The sequence below is a fragment of the Pseudomonas sp. P1_F1_2 genome, from assembly GCF_056405815.1.
This window is the reverse complement of sequence record NZ_JBFUBK010000011.1, coordinates 1-19,526: the sequence shown is the minus strand read 5'-3', so window position 1 is coordinate 19,526 and position 19,526 is coordinate 1. Positions and strand designations below refer to the sequence as shown.

13 protein-coding genes and 1 pseudogene are annotated in these 19,526 nt (G+C 59.6%); 1 reads left to right on the top strand and 13 read right to left on the bottom strand.

Going from position 1 to position 19,526, the window contains the following annotated elements:
* Positions 1–2: 2 nt before the first annotated feature.
* The 12 genes and pseudogenes from AC1D2P_RS05200 to AC1D2P_RS05145 all read right to left on the bottom strand — a co-directional run bounded on the left by AC1D2P_RS05200 (position 3) and on the right by AC1D2P_RS05145 (position 15,786).
* Entirely contained in the window at positions 3–3,515 is a 3,513-nt protein-coding gene (locus AC1D2P_RS05200; RefSeq protein WP_258668246.1) for a two-partner secretion domain-containing protein, read from the bottom strand.
* A 136-nt stretch (positions 3,516–3,651) separates the two neighbouring features.
* Positions 3,652–5,373, bottom strand: coding sequence for a response regulator (locus tag AC1D2P_RS05195; protein ID WP_258668247.1), 1,722 nt, complete (start codon positions 5,371–5,373; stop codon positions 3,652–3,654).
* 229 nt (positions 5,374–5,602) lie between these two features.
* A pseudogene (locus AC1D2P_RS05190) lies at positions 5,603–6,007 on the bottom strand (flavin monoamine oxidase family protein); the annotation flags it as partial.
* Between the two features lie 317 nt (positions 6,008–6,324).
* A complete protein-coding gene (locus AC1D2P_RS05185) occupies positions 6,325–7,005 on the bottom strand; it encodes a TetR/AcrR family transcriptional regulator (protein ID WP_258668248.1) in 681 nt (226 codons plus the stop codon).
* Positions 7,006–7,231: 226 nt separating this feature from the next.
* On the bottom strand, positions 7,232–7,528 hold the full coding sequence (locus tag AC1D2P_RS05180) for an EthD family reductase (RefSeq protein WP_258668250.1): 297 nt from the start codon (positions 7,526–7,528) through the stop codon (positions 7,232–7,234).
* An 83-nt stretch (positions 7,529–7,611) separates the two neighbouring features.
* Positions 7,612–8,028 carry a RidA family protein gene (locus tag AC1D2P_RS05175; RefSeq protein WP_258668251.1) on the bottom strand — a complete coding sequence of 139 codons (417 nt, stop codon included), beginning with the start codon at positions 8,026–8,028 and terminating at the stop codon, positions 7,612–7,614.
* Positions 8,029–8,042: 14 nt separating this feature from the next.
* Complete coding sequence (locus tag AC1D2P_RS05170; RefSeq protein ID WP_258668330.1) at positions 8,043–8,876, bottom strand: phytanoyl-CoA dioxygenase family protein; 834 nt, start codon at positions 8,874–8,876, stop codon at positions 8,043–8,045.
* A 131-nt stretch (positions 8,877–9,007) separates the two neighbouring features.
* A complete protein-coding gene (locus tag AC1D2P_RS05165; RefSeq protein ID WP_477757404.1) occupies positions 9,008–9,277 on the bottom strand; it encodes a hypothetical protein in 270 nt (89 codons plus the stop codon).
* A 417-nt stretch (positions 9,278–9,694) separates the two neighbouring features.
* Positions 9,695–12,790 (bottom strand): efflux RND transporter permease subunit, encoded by a 3,096-nt coding sequence (locus AC1D2P_RS05160; RefSeq protein WP_477757286.1) that lies wholly within the window; start codon positions 12,788–12,790, stop codon positions 9,695–9,697.
* Positions 12,787–13,899, bottom strand: a complete 1,113-nt coding sequence (locus AC1D2P_RS05155; protein WP_109784731.1) for an efflux RND transporter periplasmic adaptor subunit — start codon at positions 13,897–13,899, stop codon at positions 12,787–12,789. The genes AC1D2P_RS05160 and AC1D2P_RS05155 overlap by 4 nt, the downstream gene beginning before the upstream one ends.
* 30 nt (positions 13,900–13,929) lie before the next feature.
* Positions 13,930–15,453: a TolC family protein gene (locus tag AC1D2P_RS05150; protein WP_077430227.1), complete on the bottom strand. Its 1,524-nt coding sequence runs from the start codon at positions 15,451–15,453 to the stop codon at positions 13,930–13,932.
* A 117-nt stretch (positions 15,454–15,570) separates the two neighbouring features.
* Complete coding sequence (locus tag AC1D2P_RS05145) at positions 15,571–15,786, bottom strand: hypothetical protein (RefSeq protein WP_077430226.1); 216 nt, start codon at positions 15,784–15,786, stop codon at positions 15,571–15,573.
* 234 nt (positions 15,787–16,020) lie between these two features.
* On the opposite strand from AC1D2P_RS05145, the gene AC1D2P_RS05140 reads away from it, so the two are divergent.
* On the top strand, positions 16,021–16,857 hold the full coding sequence (locus tag AC1D2P_RS05140; RefSeq protein ID WP_109784733.1) for a hypothetical protein: 837 nt from the start codon (positions 16,021–16,023) through the stop codon (positions 16,855–16,857).
* Here AC1D2P_RS05140 and AC1D2P_RS05135 read toward each other — a convergent pair.
* Positions 16,854–19,526, bottom strand: a 2,673-nt coding sequence (locus AC1D2P_RS05135) for an AAA family ATPase (RefSeq protein ID WP_477811334.1), incomplete at its 5' end; no start/stop codon positions are given. The two genes, AC1D2P_RS05140 and AC1D2P_RS05135, sit on opposite strands and share 4 nt — an antisense overlap.

Below are 19,526 nucleotides of genomic sequence, written 5' to 3'. Positions count from 1 at the left end.
ATTCACAGGCCTCCCTTGGCGTGTTGGTCAATGGTTCTGGGCATCACGCTGCGGTTCCATTCGGGGAATGGATAAGTGCCGCGGTCAATCAGGCGATTGGCGTAGTCCAGCAACTCGGCTTTATCTGGCAGTTGCTGTTGTGCGGAACCGTGGGAACGGGGTTTGCAGATCAGTTGCACGCTGTAAGTACGTACGATTGCAGGGCTCGCGGTATGGTTGGCGATGACCGCCGATGGCGATTCCAGCGGGGTGCAGCGTTCGTCGCCAGGAACCTGTGCAACGGCTGCCGGGTCGGCGCGATTGATGAACGTTTGCACTGGCCCGGTTTCGGGGATTGGAATGGGTTGGCCGGGCACTTGCGGAACATCCGGAACCGGTGTGATCGGGTCTTCAGCGACCGGGCCGTTGATGGTCAACACACCGTTGATGAAGGTCACTTCATAGTTGGCGCTGACCAGTCGCTGCCCGTCTTTTTCGAAAATGCTGTAGTTGCCGGGTTTTTCGCCAGGGGCTCGATCAAGGTTGAAAGGCTGTTCGTCATCAGCGAATTTCCAGCCTTTACCGTCATAGGTCAGGGCCGGGTCTTGCTGGCCGACTTCCTTGGCCTGATCGTTCGCCGTCACCACCAGTGGCACAGGTTTGATCACCAGTTTGCCGGCGTGGGTGTCGAGGACATAACGCTTGCTGACGTACTCATCGGCCGTCAGTTGACCGTTGATGGCGTAGCTGCCGACGTTGGAACGCTCGTTCGCCGCAGTGCTATAACTGACGCCGGGGATGAAGCGGTCTTGCGCCAGTTGCCGGTCGACGAAGCTGTCTACGTCCTTTACCTGTGCAGCATTTTGCTGGGCAATCAGACCTGAGTGACTGAATGCCGAATTGGCGTCGCCATACTGCCGCGACTGATCATTGATGTTAAGGTCGAGATTGGCCTGTTGCGCCTGCAAGACGATGGCCGACTCCGGCGCTTGTTGGGTCTGCAGAAAATGCACTCGCGCACGTTCGAGCAGCGGCCGCTTCGGCGCATCCCCAATGGGTTGCGCCCAATCCTGGTCATTCATCAGCCAACCGAACAGCACATTGGCAGAGGTGACTTTGTCGCCAAGACCGATCACCAACTGTTCAGAAGACCCGTTCTGGCTGCTGTGTTGAATTTCGTCAGGGTTCATCGGCCCGGCGATGTTGTAATCGGCGACCCCCCAACCAGCGTTGGGCGCGTAGTCAGGATTGGCGACAACGACCATGCCTTTGTTGGCATCAAAGCTGAAACCGACCGGCAGCTCGCTGACCACCTGACCATCACGGATGACGGTGGTCAGATTGCTGTTCGCCGCGTTGGGTTTGAGTTCCCATTTCACACCGGCGCTGTCGGTGAACTTCAAGCCGCTGACCAGATAGTCGGAACTGTCCAGGTAGTGCAGCAGTTCACTGGCAGGAATTTCATTGCCTTGCGCATCGACAAAACCGGTGGCTTCAAACACCAGGTAGTCGAAGGCCTGGCCGTTCTGCCCAAGAACCACTTCCTTGTACATGTTGCTGTCGGCTACTACGTCTTGAGAGCCGATGTACTTGATCTGCTGAGCCGTCACACCGCTCAAGGATTCGCCGGAGTAGGGTGCGCTGACCGTACCCACGTTGGTGCCGCCGGCATTGGTTTGATTGAAGGTGAAAATGCCGTTGGTAGCTTTACCGGCCAGGGTCCCGGCATGGTTCAACGGGCTATCGAGACGCACGCTGGCGCCTTGCACGGCCACCTGTGAACCGATCAGTGCGGTATTGGCGTCTTGAGTGACTGAGGCGGTATTGGACGTCTTGATCCAGACGATACCTTTGCCGACATCGATGATCGCGCGACGATCCCACGCGGCATCACCGGTCTGGCCAGCGAGCGCGTCATCGATCAGTTTGACGTCACCGGTGGCGCTGATGAACAGGTTGCCGTCCTTGAGTAGGATCGGTGCCTTGATGTACACCGAACCGCTGTCATTGTTTTTGTCGGTGCCTTCATAGGTGCTGACCTGGCCCACGTTACCGCTGGCGATCAGCGCCAGGCTTTTGCCGGCGGCCACGTCTTTGGCGACGATAGGGGCATTGACGTTGATGCGTTCGCTGGCCTCGATGCGTACGTCGTTGTTGGCCAGGCTGTCGACGATGGTCTGGGCACTGATGTCCGTGCCGTTGTCGATATTGGAGATGGTCGCTGCCACAGGGTCGAGCAGCCAGAGGCCGGCCTGTTTGCCACCGGAGGCGTTGATGCTGGCGTCTTTGCTGATGCTCAGGATCTTGCCGGAGGTCTCGATGATGCCGCCCTTGTCGCCGCCTTTGGCGCTGGTCTGGCCGGCAAAATGGGTAGTGCCGTCGGACCACACCACCACTTGGCCGCCGTCGCGGGCACCATCGGCCACCAGTTTGGCGCCTTTTTCAATCGTGGTGCGGGTGGAAGAGGGTGCATTGCCTTTACCCTGGAAACTGCCGCCCACAGCGATCGAACCGCCTTTGCCTTGGCTGCCGGAGGCATTCAGGTCGGCGGTCGAGGACAGGGTCACTTGCTTGCCCGAAACGCTGATATTGCCRCCATCGCTGCCTTTGGCAGAAAGCTTGCCGCTGACCACGGTGCGATCGGCATTGCCCAGCACGATGCTGCCGCCTTGTTGGCTAACCGAGTCGGCAATCACTGCGCCGCCGACCCCGATCACCGAATCCAGGTGTTTGGCCGCACGTTGCGCACTCATTGCCACAACACCTTCACCGACCTCGATGTGCCCGTTGTTCTGGACACCGCCGGTCAGTGACGGATCAACCGAATTGTCGTCACCAGGCGTACCGCCAATGGCCAGGCTGATAAGGCCGTCACCTTGAAAATCGAGCGATGCCTGTGGGCCGGTGGCCAGGGTTACCTGGCCTTTACGGGCCTGAATCACACCGTTGTTTTCGACCTGCGCGCCGAGCAATGCCACGATGCCGTTGTCGTGGACGGAAATCTGGCCGTCATTGCGTACAAGACCTTTGAGCTGAATGTCGAGTTTGCCGATGTCGGCGAATGCCTTGAGTTGTTCATCGGTGATCACGCCGGCGCCGGCGATCAGCGCACTGGCAGAGATCTGCGAGTTGGGCGCGAACCAGATACCCGCCGGGTTGAGCAGGATCAGCTTGCCGTTGGCGGTGAGCATCCCGTAGATATTGGAAGGGTCGCCGCCGGTGACCCGGTTCAAAGTCACGGAGCTGCCGTCGGGTTGCTGAAAGTGCACCTTGTTGTCAGGCCCGATGGAGAATTTCTGCCAGTTGATAGCGGTACGGGGCGTCTGGGTCTGGATATGCAGACTGTTGCCGTCTTGGGAGATTTTCGCCGCGCCGGAAATCACTTCACCTTGTTGGGGCAAGGCGTCTAGGGCAAAAGTGACGGGGCAACTCAGGCCCAGGCTGGCAATGCCCAAGGCGATCACGATGGCCTGGCTGAGGCGTTTGACCGAAAAATCGGGGTGTTGAAAGGGGGCGTGTCCCTTGGCGTTTTTCATATCCGTGTGTCCTCGAAGAAAGTGGCGCAATGCGTTGCGGCCGATGCAGTCATTCTTGCGAGGAGGGCAGTACGGGTACGATCAGGGAATCATGAGAACGCTGTAGTGCAATCACTACAGGTCAAGGTTGGCGGCACTAAAGTGTTTGGGAGAATCGTAGGCTTAAGACGGCCAGTGGCCCGTCGGCTGAAGGGGGTTCGAGCAACAGTTCACCGCTCATCAGGACGATCAAGCGGGTACAGAGCGCCAGTTGCGGGCTGATTTCATTTTGTGTGAGGTATTCGGCCAGGCCTTCGGCCCGCGACACTGGCCCGGGTGCGACGTTCAGTTGCCAGAGCAGCTCCGCCCGGGGAGACGGCGTCACTTGAGCGTGCAATGTGATGTCCGGCAGTCCCAGGTCCAGGCAATACATGAACATCGAACGCAACATTTGCCGGAACCGATCCGGGTCAACCCACACGTTGACGGGCACAGGATCGCCATTCAGCTCAATCGCCTCGTGTGCGCCAGGATGCCTTCGGTTGAAGTCCGCAACCTCATGACCGATCAGCTTATTCAGCTCATTGGCACGAGGCATCAAAACGAGGATTCCTCGTTCAATTCGCACCACATCCAGCAGCACCTGAATATGTTCCTGCACAGTCAGAATTGCGGACTGGAGGGTGATCAAATGCTCGTTGCCCGGTTGTTGGTGACAGGCCCGATGGACTGATTTGACGATATCGCCCAACTGCTCCATGAGTTGCTCGCCGGCATCATGCAGGAACAACGTGCGGGTGCGGGTCAAGGACCGGCGCTGCTCCCTGGCGCGGGTCAAGAACGAAATCTGCTGGTCCTGCTCTGTGATATCCACCGAAGAACAGAGCATCCCTGTCAGGTTTCCTTGAGCGTCGTGGAAAGGCACGCCCCAACTGCGCACCGTCATTTGACGGTCCCGGTAGCGCAAAACCTGCTGGAGACTAAAAGGCTGGCCAAGTGTGACGGCTTGCAGGTAATCCTGGTGCAGCTTCAAGGCTTCTTCCGGGGTGAGCACGCTGCTGTCGATAATGCGCATACCTACGGCCTGTTCCTGAGTGACGCCGTGAAACTCGAGGTACTGACGATTGCACGCCAGCAGATAACCTTGAGTATCTCGCAGGGAAACCGGCATGGGCATCGCGTCGAATATCTGGTGGAAGCGTTCCTGCTTGGAATTGTCCGCTCCGCTGCCCTCGGCGACCGGATCGATGCTGGCGATCATGCCCTGACGCCAGGCGATTTCCAGAACCTCGGCCAGCGAATCGACATTGAGTTTGCGCTGCAGGCGCGCCTTGTAGGTACTTACCGTGCGATCACTGAGCGCCAATTCATCGGCGATATCTTTATTGCTGTGGCCGTTGGCAAGGTAGCGCAGCACGGTTAATTCTCGCGCCGAAAGGCTGCCCAGTTGCGCTTCTTCAGCCTTCAAACCGATCTGTGGTGCGACATTGCCTACCAGATGACTGGGAAAATAGCTGTGCCCGTGCAGCAATGTGCGCACGGCTTCGCCAAAATCGTGTAAGTCATCCTGTTTACTGACGAACCCCGTGCTGCCGGCTTGCAGACTGAGACCTGCAAAGTGCTCGCTGCTTTGTGCGGTCAGTACCAGGATCGGTATCTTGCAGGCCTGTCGGCGCAGGCGACGGATGACTTCCAGGCCGCCGAGGCGTGGAAGCGCAAGATCCAGAATCAGCAACGACGGTTTCACCTGAAGTGTCTGGCGCAAGGCGTCGGCCCCGTCATCCAGTTCTGCGATGACGGAATGGCCCTCTGCTTCGAGTACCTGGCGTATGCCAAGACGAAAAAGTGGTTGTTCGTCGGCGATCAAAATTTGGCTCATTCCGGGCTGTCCTGGCTGGAAGTCCGGTCAGTTTAGTCGCATCTAATCTCTCGGCTCAGGCCGAAAGAAAATGTCATTGATCGATTCGATCATCATTGAGTGTGAACGTCCGCTATGGCCGGTTCTGTTGAAAAAGTCGGCCATGGTTTTCGCAGCTGAAGAATACACGTCCGAGATTGAAATCTTTACTTTCGGCAAAGGTTTGCAGGCGCAGATTTCACGCAGCTTAGACGTTTTTGCCCTGGTACCAGGTCGGGAAGGTGTCGATCTCGAGTTCGCGGGCCAGGTCGAAGATGGCCGTCTGGCCAGGGCCGATCCACTCGCCACCGGCTTCCGACACAACGCCTTTGCCCAGGTCGTGGTTGTAGGTGCGCCCACCGACACGGTCCCGGGCCTCGAGTACGACGAAGGACTCGCAGCCAGCGCGGCGCAGGTCCCGCGCCGAAGTCAGGCCGGCGAGTCCTGCCCCGATGATGGCTACGTCAAGGACGTCGTCCTGGCCAGCACGTGGCACCTGAGCCGTGGCCCGCCCGCTCAGTGCGATCCCTCCGATCAAGGTGACGCTTCCAATCGCCTGAAGCAGCAAGCGTCGCTGGCGCGCCGGCAGCGACAATTCATCGTTATCTGAATCCATCTTCGCCTCTGTCATATCTATTGTATGTATTACATAACAGCTGTTGTGTAAAAATACAGCACATTTGAAACCGTGCAAAGCAGAATAGAAGGGCGTTTGGTGTTGAGGAGGGGGACGACGACGCAGGCCTTGGCGCCGGTGGAGTGGGCCGCGGCATGATAAGGGCAGGTGTCCTGCTGGATAGGGCGGTCAGAACAAAGCAGCCGGTGCCATTTAATGGTCATGGCAAGAAAGCGCGGTGCGCAGCGCCACGACCTGATGATCCTGGAGAAGCGCGCTGCCCGTGAAAGCCAACTCAGCTGCGCGCAACAATTGCTTTACTTAGCGACTGCTTTTCTCTTGGGAGATGGTTTTTGCGGTTGGGGTGGAGTGATCAAGGTCATGAGGGCATCGAGAAGGGATTGACCTCGGCTCGAACCGAACCGTTCAGGTTCGATCGGCAACATCATCATCCATCCATCGCTGATCGCGCTGAGCTGATCGGCGAGAAGCTCGGCGAGGATATCGTCGCGGATTATGCCTTGGCTTTGCCCTCTCTCCAGTACCGATGTAAACACCTGGCGGAACCTTGCATATCGTTGCTTGATGACGCCTGCGAAAGCCGGTTCGTGCCTTGCGTAGCCAAGCAATTGGAGCCATGCGAGCCATGCGTCCGGCTCGTCGGTGTTCGTCCAATCGAGCCATTGTTCGATGAGAGCCTTGATATCGATCCGCTCCTGGTTGATCTCCAGCAAAGTGTCGATCTGGTCGAACAGGCTCTGTGCGACAGCGGTGATCATCTCCTCCTTGTTTGCGAAGTAGTAGGTCACCGCTCCCGTCGTGCACCCGGCGTGCTGCGCCACTTTGCGCATCGAAGCTCCGGCATAGCCCTCGCATGCGATCACCGCGATCGCCGCCGCCAGCAACTCGGCCCGTTTCGCCTTGTGGTCGCCTACGGGCCGACCCCGGCGGGAGACCGGTTCGGATTCGCTATCACTCGCTCGAGAGCTATTGTTCATGGGAGTCTGGGGTCGTGAATCAGGCATAGGAAAGGGGTAATTTTCGCTGGCTCTATTGATCGGAGTAACAGTTGCAGTGAAAAAGCTGCAACTTGCTATTTGCGGCTCAGCATATGGAATTTATTTGAAGAAAGCACCCTTGCAAGACTCGACGCAGAAGCTGGTCCGCTATGCCAGGGCTCTCCCGAAGGGCGCATCAGCGGCCTTCGGGCAGCCGTGCGATTCGTCAGTCGTCCGCGCGGAAAATCACCGGAGCGATATTGGTGAAGTTCGCCACGTCGCCGAGAACCTCAGCCGTCCTGGGGGAGGTGAGCGCGGCATCGATTCCGGCTTGATTGTTGAAGCGCAGAATCACCAGGCCCGCGAGGGGCTGCGGACCGACGGCCGGGAACAGGGCCTCCGCCGATTGCAGTCCAGACTCACCCCATGCGGAGCGCGCGAGCGGGATGTGAGTGGAAAGGTAGTACTCCCGGTCGAATCTTGCACCTTCGGTTAAGGGGTAGCTCACGATAAGGGTAGCCATGGGTAGTCCTTGCTCTTGTTGTGATGGGGCACTGAGGGCATCACGCGCGGGTCGGCAACCTGAAGAGCGATGTTTTTGTGAAATCAGGCTTCGCCGCAACCCACGACCGCAACGGCGCGAATTTCCACGCGAAGCCCGGGAAGGGCCAGTTGCGAGATGCCGATGGCGGTCCAGGACGGGTAGCGGTCGAGGAAGTACTGGTGCCTGACCTGCATGAATGCGTGCGTATCAGCTTGAAGCTCAGTATGAAATGTCATCAGCTCGACAACATCCGCCAGGGTCGCGCCCGCCGCCTCAAGGGCGATTTTCAAGCCTTGGAAGGTTAAGTGCGCCTGCTCTTCGATACCATTGCCCGGTGTCATTGTGGCGTCGATTCCGATCTGGCCGGAAACCCAGATCATGTCCCCGACACGCGTCGCTTGCGGAAAGTGATAGTTATCGTAGAGCACTTGGGATTGGGGAGGGGTGATGGTTTGCCGTTTCAGGTTCTGGGTACTCATTGCTTGATCTCCGATCATACGAGCTGGCGGTAGGTGGGGTGACGGAAGGGATCTCCCGGCTTCAAGGTCATCAATTCTTCGGTGAAGAGAACGCCTTCCTTCGGATAACCCGCATCGCTGTGCTCCGGCAGGGGATTGAAGGTTGCATCGTCACCAAAGAAGCGGAAAACAAAGGTGTGGCGATCCGGGAAGGCTTCGTCGACCGGTGCGCCGCCGTGTAGCGAGCCGGGATGGAGCACGACCACATCCCCGGGTTCCGTTGCCCACGACAGAATTTCGTACGCATCGGGTGCCTGCTCGCGCTCAGCCTCGATATCGGGAAGGCGAGGCAGCATCCCGCCTCCATGCAAGGGTTGGGTTGGGTCGTTCGGGTCGAGGAAGGTGGTGCCATCAAAACGCGTTCCGCGGTGCGAGCCCCGGATGATCTCCAAAGCATTCTGCTTGGGAACGGATTCGAAGCTGATCCATGCATTTCCCCAATGCATGCCGGCCCAGGGCAAATAAGAGGTGTCCTGATGCCAGAGTGTGCGCGAACCACGTCCGCCGACCTTGAGGAACACTTCCTCGGCGAAATACCAGACGTTTTCGGAACCCCAGAGGTGTGCGAATAACTGGCCAAAGGGGAGGGAAGAGACCAATTCCTCCAGGCGCTCCTTGGCGAGCGGATTGGCGTTGTCGACATGCGACTGTTGCAAGGTCCCATCGAACATTCGAAATGCGTTGGGGCCGTGGTTCTGGACTGCCCAGTCGTAGGCAGTCCGACATCGAGCCAGCTGCTTCTCGTTTAAAAGTCCTTTGATCAGGACTGCTCCGTCTTCCAGGAATGCCTTGCGCAGAGAGTCTTGTATAGCGGCTTTCTCCCACGAAATGTTACTAAGGTGAGATTGATCCTAGCAGCCAGGCTTATTTAGCGCAACGAACGTTATGTTAATTATGGCTGGCACCGAATGTGCCAATTTCTTTGATGTGATGGCGCCGGCTATAGGTCCTTGTTAAAACGGCGCTGCAACTCGGCATTGCCGTCTTTGCGTGCCATGCCATTCAATAGCCACGCCTTGACCAGATTCTGGACGGTCAGCGTTTGCACCTTCGTCGTTTTTACTTGTCGGTGGAAACCGGTAGCAACGCTCAATACCGAGTCTGCTCGCAGACTGAGGGTACACATAGAGGTAGAAAATTTTTCGAACTCAAAATTTCCATTTATTTTCAATAACAAAGAGATGCGTACGATTCCGGCTTCGGGCACCATGAATATCAAGGGCTTGCGTGAGAAATCTCATGCAAGCCCTTATTTTTTTGCTCCGCAAAAACCAATCTCTACTCCGCAATTCGCTACAGCTGGTCATTTCGTAGGAGTGACCTTCATGCCTTTGTGCATCCGAATGTACTGTTCGGTCATGCCCACAGTGGTATGCCCTGGTTGATCTCGTGCTACGCGTATATTCCCTGTCAATTCCTCCTTGTCCGTCGCCGTCTTTGCCCGTCAGTCGCGCATCTGAAAGTCAGCTTTCGGAATGCTGGCGTCCTCCCGTGCATCATCAAATCGTTTCCTGAGCATTCCGGTCGTCATCGGCTGACCGTTTTCCATGACGACTGTAATCAGCAAAACAGAGTTTATGGCACGGAGTAGCGGGGCTAAATCAGGGGCATAACGCTACGGTACTCATTACTCCGCAGCGAGTGCGGCGTGCCCCCTCACCGGTTGGGTGTCAGCGTCCATCTGGCGCCCCACCTTGAACCATGCGGCGTACAACGCCGGGACGAAGAAAATCGTCAGTAGCGTTGCCACGGTAAGGCCGCCCATGATCGCAATTGCCATTGGCCCCCAAAACACACTGCGCGTCAGCGGGATCATTGCAAGTACGGTGGCCAGCGCCGTCAGCATCACCGGTCGGGCCCGGTAAATGGCCGCATCCAGCACAGCATTCCAAGGGTCGCGCCCCCCGGCGATCTCGATTTGTACCTGATCGATCAGGATCACCGCGTTCCGCATGATCATGCCACCCAGAGCGATGATGCCCAGGATCGCGACGAAGCCCAGCGGTGACTGAAACACCAGCAGCGCGGGCACAACACCAATCAGGCCCAGCGGTGCGGTTAGCATCACCATCCACATGCGGGAAAAGTTCTGCAATTGCAGCATGAGTAACAGCAGGATGGTGATCAGCATCAGCGGTGCCACCGCGAGTAGCGCCTTGTTGGCCTTGTCGCTTTCCTCCACCGCTCCACCCGTGTCGATGCGGTAGCCCGACGGCAGTTTCGCTTCGATGCCCTCAAGCAGTGGCTGGATTTCCTGCGTCACCGATACACCTTGCTCTCCATCCTTCACGTCGGCACGCACAGTGATCGCCATGTCGCGATTGCGGCGCCACAGTACCGGTTCTTCCAGTTCAGAGCGCACCTGTGCGACTTGCGACAGAGGCACCACGGTGCCCTGGCGTGTGTAAAGGTTGATGTTTTTCAGTGTGTCGAGATTCAAGCGTTCCTCTGGCACGGCACGGGCCACGATGTCGATCAGGTCCTCGCGCTCACGCAGCTGTGACAGGGTTGCGCCGTTCATCACGGTCTGGGTCGCCAGCGACACGTCGGCCGGCGTGAGGCCCAGCGCGCTCGCCTTGTCCTGATCAAGTTCCACCTTCATCGTGCGCACAGGGTCGTTCCAGTCGAGCTGGAGGTCGCGCACCTTCGGGTTGGACGCAACTACCTTCTCCACGTCACGGGCGATCTGGCGCACCACCTGGGTATCGGGGCCTACCACGCGGAATTGCACCGGGTAGCCGACAGGTGGCCCCAACTCGAGCCGGGTCACGCGCACCCACGCCTGCGGGAATTGTTGGTCGGCCGAGGCCACCAGCCGCGCACGTACCCGCTCGCGTGCATCCAGATCCTTGGTCATCACAACGAACTGGGCAAAGCCCGGGTTCGGCAGCTCGGGGTTGAGCGAGAGATAGAAGCGCGGCGCGCCAGCGCCGGTGTAGGCAGTATAGAAACGCACGTCCTCGTCCTTCGCCAGGATCTCCTCCATGTGCTTGACCTGCTCTGTCGTTGCGGCGAACGAGGCGCCTTCCTTGACGCGTAAATCAATGACCAGCTCAGGGCGCGAACTGTTGGGGAAGAATTGCTGCGGCACCAACTTGATGCAAGCGAGGGCTAGCACCAGAGCGCCCACCGTCGCACCGATGACCACCCAGCGGCGCTCGATGGCGGCGTCGATCAGGCGGCGCAGGCAGCGGTAGAACTTGGTGTCGTGCGGATCAGCATGCTGGTGCGTGCCCAAGTCGTTGGGCAGCATCTTGACCGCCAGGTACGGCGTGAAGATGCCGGAACAGATCCACGAGAACAGCACCGCGGCACCGACGATCCAGAAAATGCCGCCCGCGTACTCGCCGGTGGTGGACTTCGAGAGGCCGATCGGCAAGAAGCCTACGACGGTGATCAGCGCACCGGTCAGGCGCGGCATCGCGGTGGACTGGTAGGAGAAGGCCGCCGCTTTCACGCGGTCCATGCCGGTTTCCATCTTCGCCACCATCATCTCGATGGCGATGATGGCGTCATCCACCAGCAGTCCCAACGCGATAATCAGTGAGCCGAGCGAGATGCGTTCGAGGTTCCAGCCCATCGCCAACATCACCAGCGCCACACCGCCCAGCACCAGCGGCACCGTGGCCGCGACCACGAGGCCGGCACGCCAGCCCAGGCTGGCCAGACTTACCGCGATCACGATGATCAGCGCCTCGGCCAACGCGCGCCCGAAGTCCAGGATTGCATCTTTCACCGTGGTGGGCTGGTCAGCCACCAGCTCCAGCTCCACGCCGTGCGGAAGTTCTGACTGGATCTTCGCGACGGCCGTGTCCATCGCCTTGCCAAGGTCGACGATGTTGCCTTCGCTGGTCATGGTGATACCGAGCATCAGCACGGGTTGGCCGTTGTGGCGGACCGTGTAGGTCGGCGGATCTTCGAAGCCACGTGTAACGGTCGCGATGTCGCCGAGCTTGATCAGCCGGCCGCCCGCGGAGATGGGCACGTTGCGGATAGCCTCATCGCTGGTGAACTGGCCACTCACGCGCACCATGACGCGGTCGCCGCGGGTATCAATCTGGCCAGCGGGCAACATCGCGTTCTGGCTCTTGAGGCTTTCGGCGATGGCGAGCGGTGTAATGCCCAGCGCTGCCAGGCGCTCGTGAGAGAACTCGACGTAGACACGCTTGGCCTGCTTGCCGATGACATCGATCTTCTTGACCATCGGCACCTTCAGCATCTGGCGCTTGATGTCCTCGGCCGCGTCCGTCAGGTCGGCGTGGCCGACGCCGTCGCCCTTGACTGCGTACATCAGGCCATACACGTCGCCGTACTCGTCGTTCAGGATCGGGCCGATCACGCCGTCAGGCATCTCCAGGCTCAGGTCGTTGAGTTTCTTGCGCGCCTGGTACCAGGCCTCGCGCTGGTCAGCCTTGGAAGTGCCGCCGCGCACGGTGAGTGTCATGCCTGCGTAGCCTTGCCGCGCGTAGGTGACCACCTTCTCGAAGTTATCGATCTGCTCGAATTTTTTCTCCATGCGGTTGAGGACCTGGTCCTGCAACTGCTGGGCGGTAGCGCCCGGCCAGATGACCATGGCGGTCATGGAGGGTACGGAAAAATTTGGATCTTCGAGCTGGCCGAGGCGGGTGAAGCTGAACGCGCCAGCCGCAGCGACAATGAGGAGCATGAACAGAACGATGGCGCGATGGCGCAGCGCCCAGTCGGTGAGGTTGAAATTGTTCATCGGGCGGCCTGCTGCGTGGTGTTCGTGTCAACAATCGCCGTGCCGGGAAGCGCGACCTTCAGTCCGGATGCCATCTTCTGCACCCCGGCGGTGACGACCAATGCGCCGGCCAGTGGCCCGGAGACGAGCACTTCATCGTTGCGATAGCCCAATACCGCCACAGGCACCAGCTCGACAGTGCCCAGCGGATTCTTGCCCTCGGGCGTGACCACCCACAGCGATGGCTGGCCACCGCTTTGCGTCAGTGCCGTGGCGGGCACCGCCGCGACCGAGACACTGGTCATCTCGCGCTCGGCCATGACCGTGGCCGTGGCGCCCAGCGGCAGCGCCTGCACCGGCTTGAGCCGGGCGCGATAGGTGCGCGTCTGCGTGGCGGCCTGCGGCGACAGCTCGCGCAGGGTGACATCGAAGGTCTCGTTCGGCGCGCTGGCCAGCGAGGCTTTGAAGTGCGCCTCCTTGAAGGTGGACAGCTGATCTTCGGGCACATCGATGACGATCTCGGATTCGTCCGGATTCGCCACCGAGATCACTGGCTGACCCTCCGCAACGACCTGGCCCGCTTCGATGCGTACCGCCGTGACCACGCCGCTGCGGGACGCGCGTAACACGGTGTACTTGAGGCGATTGCGTGCGAGTTCAAGCTTACGTGCCTCGGCCTCGGCGGTCGCACGTGTGGTCTGGGCATTGGTGTGCGCACGCTCATCGTCGGCTGCGCTGACTGAGCCATCAGCCTTCAGGGCCGTCAGGCGCTGGCGATCCGATTCCGCCTGACGCGTCTGCTCCACGGCAGCCGCCCACTGCTGTTGCGACGCTTCCTCCGCGAGGCGGTAGTCGCTGTCGTCCAGCACAGCCAATATGTCACCTTCGTGCACCAACTGACCCACATCAACCTTGCGTTGAGCCACCTTGCCGCCCACCCGAAAAGATTGCTCGACTTCATGCCGCGATTGCACGGTGCCCGTGTAGCGACTGACGTCGCGGGCATTGTCGTAGTTGATTTCAACGGTACGTACCGCTCTGGGGGCCGGTACGGACGGCTGATCCGGGCTGCACGCGCAAAGCATCACGGCGACGGCCAGGGCGCCGACCGCAGTAAGGGAATTCTTCAAGACGGTTCCTCTTTGGAAAACGACAAAAACTCAGGAAAGTGGTGGTCGGTCGGTTTTAGCGGACGCGGACGCGGTCGGGTTGGCGGGGTGTTCGAACACCTGCCAGCCCCCGCCCAGTGCTTTGTAAAGCTGCACGCTGTCGAGCAGCAGTCGGGTGTTGCTTTCGTTGGCACTCAGGCGTGCAGTCAGGCGCGCACGCTGCGAATCCAGCAGGGGCAACAGGTCGATCTGCCCGCGGGTGTAGAGCGACTGAGCGCGATTCTGTGCCGTCTCCGCAGACGCGGCGGCCAGTTGCAGTGACCCGGAACGGCGACGTTCCTGCGCCAGCGTGACCAGGGCGTTTTCCACATCCTCGAGCGCCCGCACGATGCCGTCTTCGGCGCGCAACAGCGCCTCTTGTTGAGCGCTTTCAGCCGCATCGTTGATTGCTTGTGTGCGCCCCGCATTGAAGAGCGGCATCGCCAGCAGGCCCGCGACGTTGGTGAAGCGCGCAGCGCCGAGATCGGCACCGTTCAGGTTGAGACCCTGGCGGCCGAAGGACGCGCCGAGGAAGAGTTGCGGGAACCACTCCGCTTTCGCTTGCTGGCGACGGGCATTGGCGGCGTCGAGCTGTGCCATCAGCGCCAGTACGTCCGGTCGGCGTTGCAGCAACTCGGCGGGCTGACCGGGCTTGGCCTCGGGTACATCGGCCAGGTCTGCGCCCGGAGGCTGGATGTTTGTGGTGTTGAAAGACTGGTCGGCGATCAGCACCGCGATACGGTGACGTGCCACCGCCACTTGGGTTTCCAGCGGCGGAATCTGCGCCCGCGCCGACAAGGCGTCGGTTTGTGCACGCTCGACGTCGAAGGCGGATGCCAGCCCCACCTGTTGACGGGCGGAGACCAGACGCAGCGTCTCATCCTGCATGGCCGAAATTGCGCGGAGCGTCGCGACCTGGCGCTGTGCTCCGACCAGTGTGAAATAGTTGCTGACGACATCGCTCATCACCAGCAGGCGTACGCCTCGCATGCTGTGTTCGGCGGCCAGTGCATCGGCGTCTGCCGCCGCTGCACCGGCTCGTAGTCGGCCGCTCAGGTCGATTTCCCACGAGACATCCAGACCCGCACTGGCGGTCCTGGTATCCGGATAGCCCTGTTTTACCGCCGAGTTGAAGCCGCTGCTGCGGTCGCTGCCGGACACCGATGCACCGACACTCGGGAGCAGCCAGGATTGGCTGACCGTTTCTCCGGCTCGCGCTGCACGCAAGCGTTCGGCGGCCATCTTGACGTCGCGGTTCTCACGCGCGGCGCGGCGCACCAGATCCGACAGTAAGGGGTCGTGGTAGACCTCCCACCACGCCGCCTCGGGCTCCATTTCGGAGGCCGTACTCGCGGCGAAGTGGCTCGGCACGTCTACTGATGGCTTGACGACCGGCGTGGAGCAACCGGAAAGGGCGAGGGCAATCGAAGTGACAAGGGTTGCCGCCATGGCGAACCCAGTCGAGCATGGGGTCCGTTGCAAGGTTATCCCACCGGTATGGCGAGGCAGCGGAGGGAGGGTGGAAAGTCGCAGCATTAGAAATGGACTCGTGTAGTTCGAGGTGGCGTCAGCGTAGGGGCCTCTGTGCGCGAAGTAGTCAGCGAAACGTCGCCGTTCGGTCGCCATGCACACGTGATGTCGATGTCGGAACGGTCATTCGCCGTCCCTTTCTATCGCCTGTTCACGGTCTGCTGACGCCAGATCAGAGCCAATTGACTCCAGCAACTCTTCGGCGGACGAGAACTCGCGCTGACGCCCGGTGACCAGGTTCTCGAGGCGGCCCATCAGGGCCTTCGGTCCGGCATCACTGCGCAATTTGACGACGTAGGAGCGTCGGCTCGGGTATTTGGATTCAGGGTTAAGGCTCATCGCAGACCTGGGGATCGAGAAAGTTCGACGCCAGCGTAAGCCGCCCCTTGGGAGGAGTCGTAAGCGAAAGGTCAGGGTTTGGTCGGATAACGTCTGTCTGCCACAACAGTCGTCACCTATCGTTCCCCAAACTGACTCATGACGCTACAGGGATCTCTTTTCGAACATTGAATTTCGACGGATCATGGCGTTGAGGCACGTTCATTCACACGGCATTACCAGGAGCATCAGGGAATGAATTTTTTTGATTTCATCCGATCAGTTCCAGATGTTGTCTGGTCTGGCTTGTTAGCGTCGGGTCTGACACTCGGGGGTGTTCTTATTTCCAACAGGAGCAATAAATCGCGGTTGGAAATGCAACTTAATCATGATGCGACCATAAAGTCTCAAGAGCGTACCGCGTCGCTAAGGCGAGATGTTTATCTGGATGCGGCGAAAAAAATGCCGAAAGCGTTGAGTTCATTAATCGAGCCTTCCGATAGGGATGAGTCATTCACCGTTAGCCCTGGTTTAAGCGATTTCTTTTCCGTTGCCGCGCAGATTCAGCTAGTGGCGGAGCCTGTGACGGCATCGTTAGTCGGTGAGCTGGTATCAAAATATAACGATCTTTTGATGAAGTCCGCCTTCAGTAGAGCGGTACTTGGTAAGGCTATCAGTGACAGAAATGGCTGGGAAAGAAAGTGCGAACGCGCAGTTTCAGAGTCCGAGCGAGTGCTGCTTGAGCTCAACAGGTTGAAAGAAGTGCCACCTACAGATTCGAAAATGATTGACGCGGTGATGGGGTCTTATGAACGTTATTTTAACGAGGCGGAAGAGGCAAGGCTGGCGCTGAACGGTGCTGAAACACGGGTGAGAGTAGAGCGTCTTAATTTGTTGAAGCGCTTGTTGCCAAACGTCAAGGACATTGCTGAGTTTCAGGTTTCAGTTCTCATTGGTATCCGGAACGATCTGGGTTTGACTTCGGATGTTGAGTTGTTGGAACTTCAAGCTAAAAAAGAATTAACGATTATGGAGAATACAATTAGTTCTTTAGAGGAATTGGTTGATCTGTATAGCGGTGACAAATTTTAGGGGCTGAAAATAATGAGGCCGCGCGCACGTTTTACCAATTCAGTCCCATGCGTTTCGGGCAATTGGTCAATCAGCCTCACCAATGCCTGGTGATCTTCAGTGGTAGCGTCGTGTTGCTCACACAGCTCGACCCTTGCGAGCAGCTCCAGCCACGATGCTTCCTGGGCGCGTGCCTCCTCAATCGCACGCCGCACCGCCACGCTGCTGGCATCTGATCGACCCTGAACTCGCGCGATCGCGGCCTCCAGCAGCAACAGCTGCGGCAGGTATACGCGTTCGCCCAGTTCCTCTCCCACCCGGAAGGCTTCCTGCAATTCAACGTGCGCTGCGTCGTAATCGCCTGCCAGTAGCCGCGCTTCGGCGGCGTAGCCGAGTACTTCGCTGGCACCGGAGCGCATGCCGAGTCCGGTATGTTCCTCGTAGGCCTCGCGGATATTTCGGTAGCCGTCGCGGGGTGCACCGTTGCGTGCGTCGGCCCAGCCGCGCCACCAGCGGCAAGCCGTGCGCCCGAGTGCGAGGGAATTTTCATCGACGAGCTTCTGCATGTCGTCAGCCAACACTGTCACACGTTCAGGGTTTCCCAGTCGTACCTCGATCAACACCTCCTGCCATGCAGCGACCAGCCATGTCATGGGTTGTCGAAGCGCATGTGCGCGGGTTCGTGCCCGCTGCATATGGGTTCGTCCTTGCTCAATCAGGCCAGAACGCACCAGCTCGATGGCCAGCATACCGTGCAGCATGACTTGGGGATCCGCTGCAAAGATCTCGTTGGTCCCGATGTCCAGCGGCTCGGCGATCGCGAGGGCGCGCTCTAACCAGCGGCGAGTCGTTTTCGTACGACCCTGGAGGTGATGCACCTCGCCCTGAACGATGCATGCTGCCAGCATGAGCACTTGATCGTTTGCGTTCCGGGACAGCGCTTCAGCACGCACTGCCACTTCCAAAGCCTGCGAATAATCGCCGCGCAAACCGAGCAGATAGCCGAATCCGTGCAGAAGGCGCCCGCGCATAGGGTGCTCGGGTACATCCGCTAGCAGTGTGTACGCACGTTCGAAAGCCCCCTTGGCTTCGCTGCCGACACCGAACATGTGGAAGGCCGAAACCCCCTGCAACGTGGCCAAGGTAATTTCGAGCGTATCGCGCTCCACCCCTTTGGGTGCATGCATAAGCAGGATCAGGGCGCGCTCAGTGAGGCCGATGCACAAGTCCGGGCTGAAGTGCTGTAGCGCGGCTTCTGCGGCCTCGGCGTAGTAGCGCAGCGCGATCATCGGCAGCCGAGCACGGTCGAAGTGCATCGCCAGTTCCGAGGCCGCAACCGACACACCGGCCGAGCGCTCGCGTTCGAGGGCAGTGCCCACCTGGCCATGGAGATCGATGCGCAACGAACGCGGCGTGCGGTCATACAGCACTTGGCGAAACAGGGCGTGCCGGAACGAGTAAGGAGGCTCTACCGCCTCGTCAACATCGGGAGCCCGCGAATGTGTGAGCCATACCTGCTCACGCATCAGTTCTTCACAGGCGCCGATCACTGAAGAGAGATTGCGCCCCAGGGCTAGCGAAACCGTCTCAACCCGGAAGTCGGCCCCGCACACCGCAGCCGCCGAAAGGAGTGCACGTTGCTCCGGACCCAGCTTGGCGATGTAGTGATCAATGATGGCGGCCAGGTTGTCGGGAACCGCCAGATCCGTCAGTCGAGCTTCGATGGTGGTTTCGTCTTCTTTTGCATCCATCACTTCACTGATGATCGAGGAAACGAACAACGGCACGCCGTCGGTCCGTTCGTGCAGGGCGCGCACGAAGGCTTCATCGCGTGCCAGTGAGGCTGAACGCAGCGCCACATAGTCGGCGACCTCGGTTTCCGAAAAAGGGTCGAGCACCACTTCCTCGCACAAGCGTTGCAGTCGCAGTTCGTGTCGCAATGAGCTGAGCGGATGGTCGAGCGCTACCACTTCGGCAAGGCGGAAGCTCGACAGCCACATGAGCCGGGCGGGGCCTCGTCGTCGCGCCATGTAGTTGATGAGCTGGACCGTCGCCCGGTCGCTCCAGTGCAGGTCTTCGGTGACCAGCAAGAGAGGGCGCAGCTCTGTGTAGCGGTCCAATAGTTCACCGAATTCCCTCAGCATGCGCTCCGGGCCGACACCGGCCAGCTCGCGCCGCAATGCGTCTCGCTCCTGCGTGCTACTCAACCACGGCAATTGCAGCAGCCAGGTGGGTGCCACATCGCGCAACAACGCCGGCAGGCTCGGGTCGTTGCGGCACAGATCGGCTAATGCCTCCAGCACCGGCAGGTATGGCTCGCCGGTGCCGAAGTGCTCCATGCAATGGCCGCGTGCGCAGGCGATGCCGCCAAGGCCGGCGAGGAAATGTTCGATCAATGTGGTTTTGCCGATCCCCGGTTCTCCAGCAAGCCAGACCACGGCACGCTGGCCAACACCGGCTCGCTCCCACGCCCGCTTCAGCCTCGAGGCCTCGTCAATGCGACCGATGAATGGCGGAAACGGATGTGTGTCGGTCGCCGTAACTGCCATGGAAGTAGGCGGTATCGAAGCAGCAGGGGGCGATACGGCGATGAAGCGATAGCCACGCCGCGACACCGTCTCGATAAAACGAGGGTGCTTGGGGTCATCGCGCAACACTTTGCGCAGATCGCTGATGGCCGTCTTCAGGAC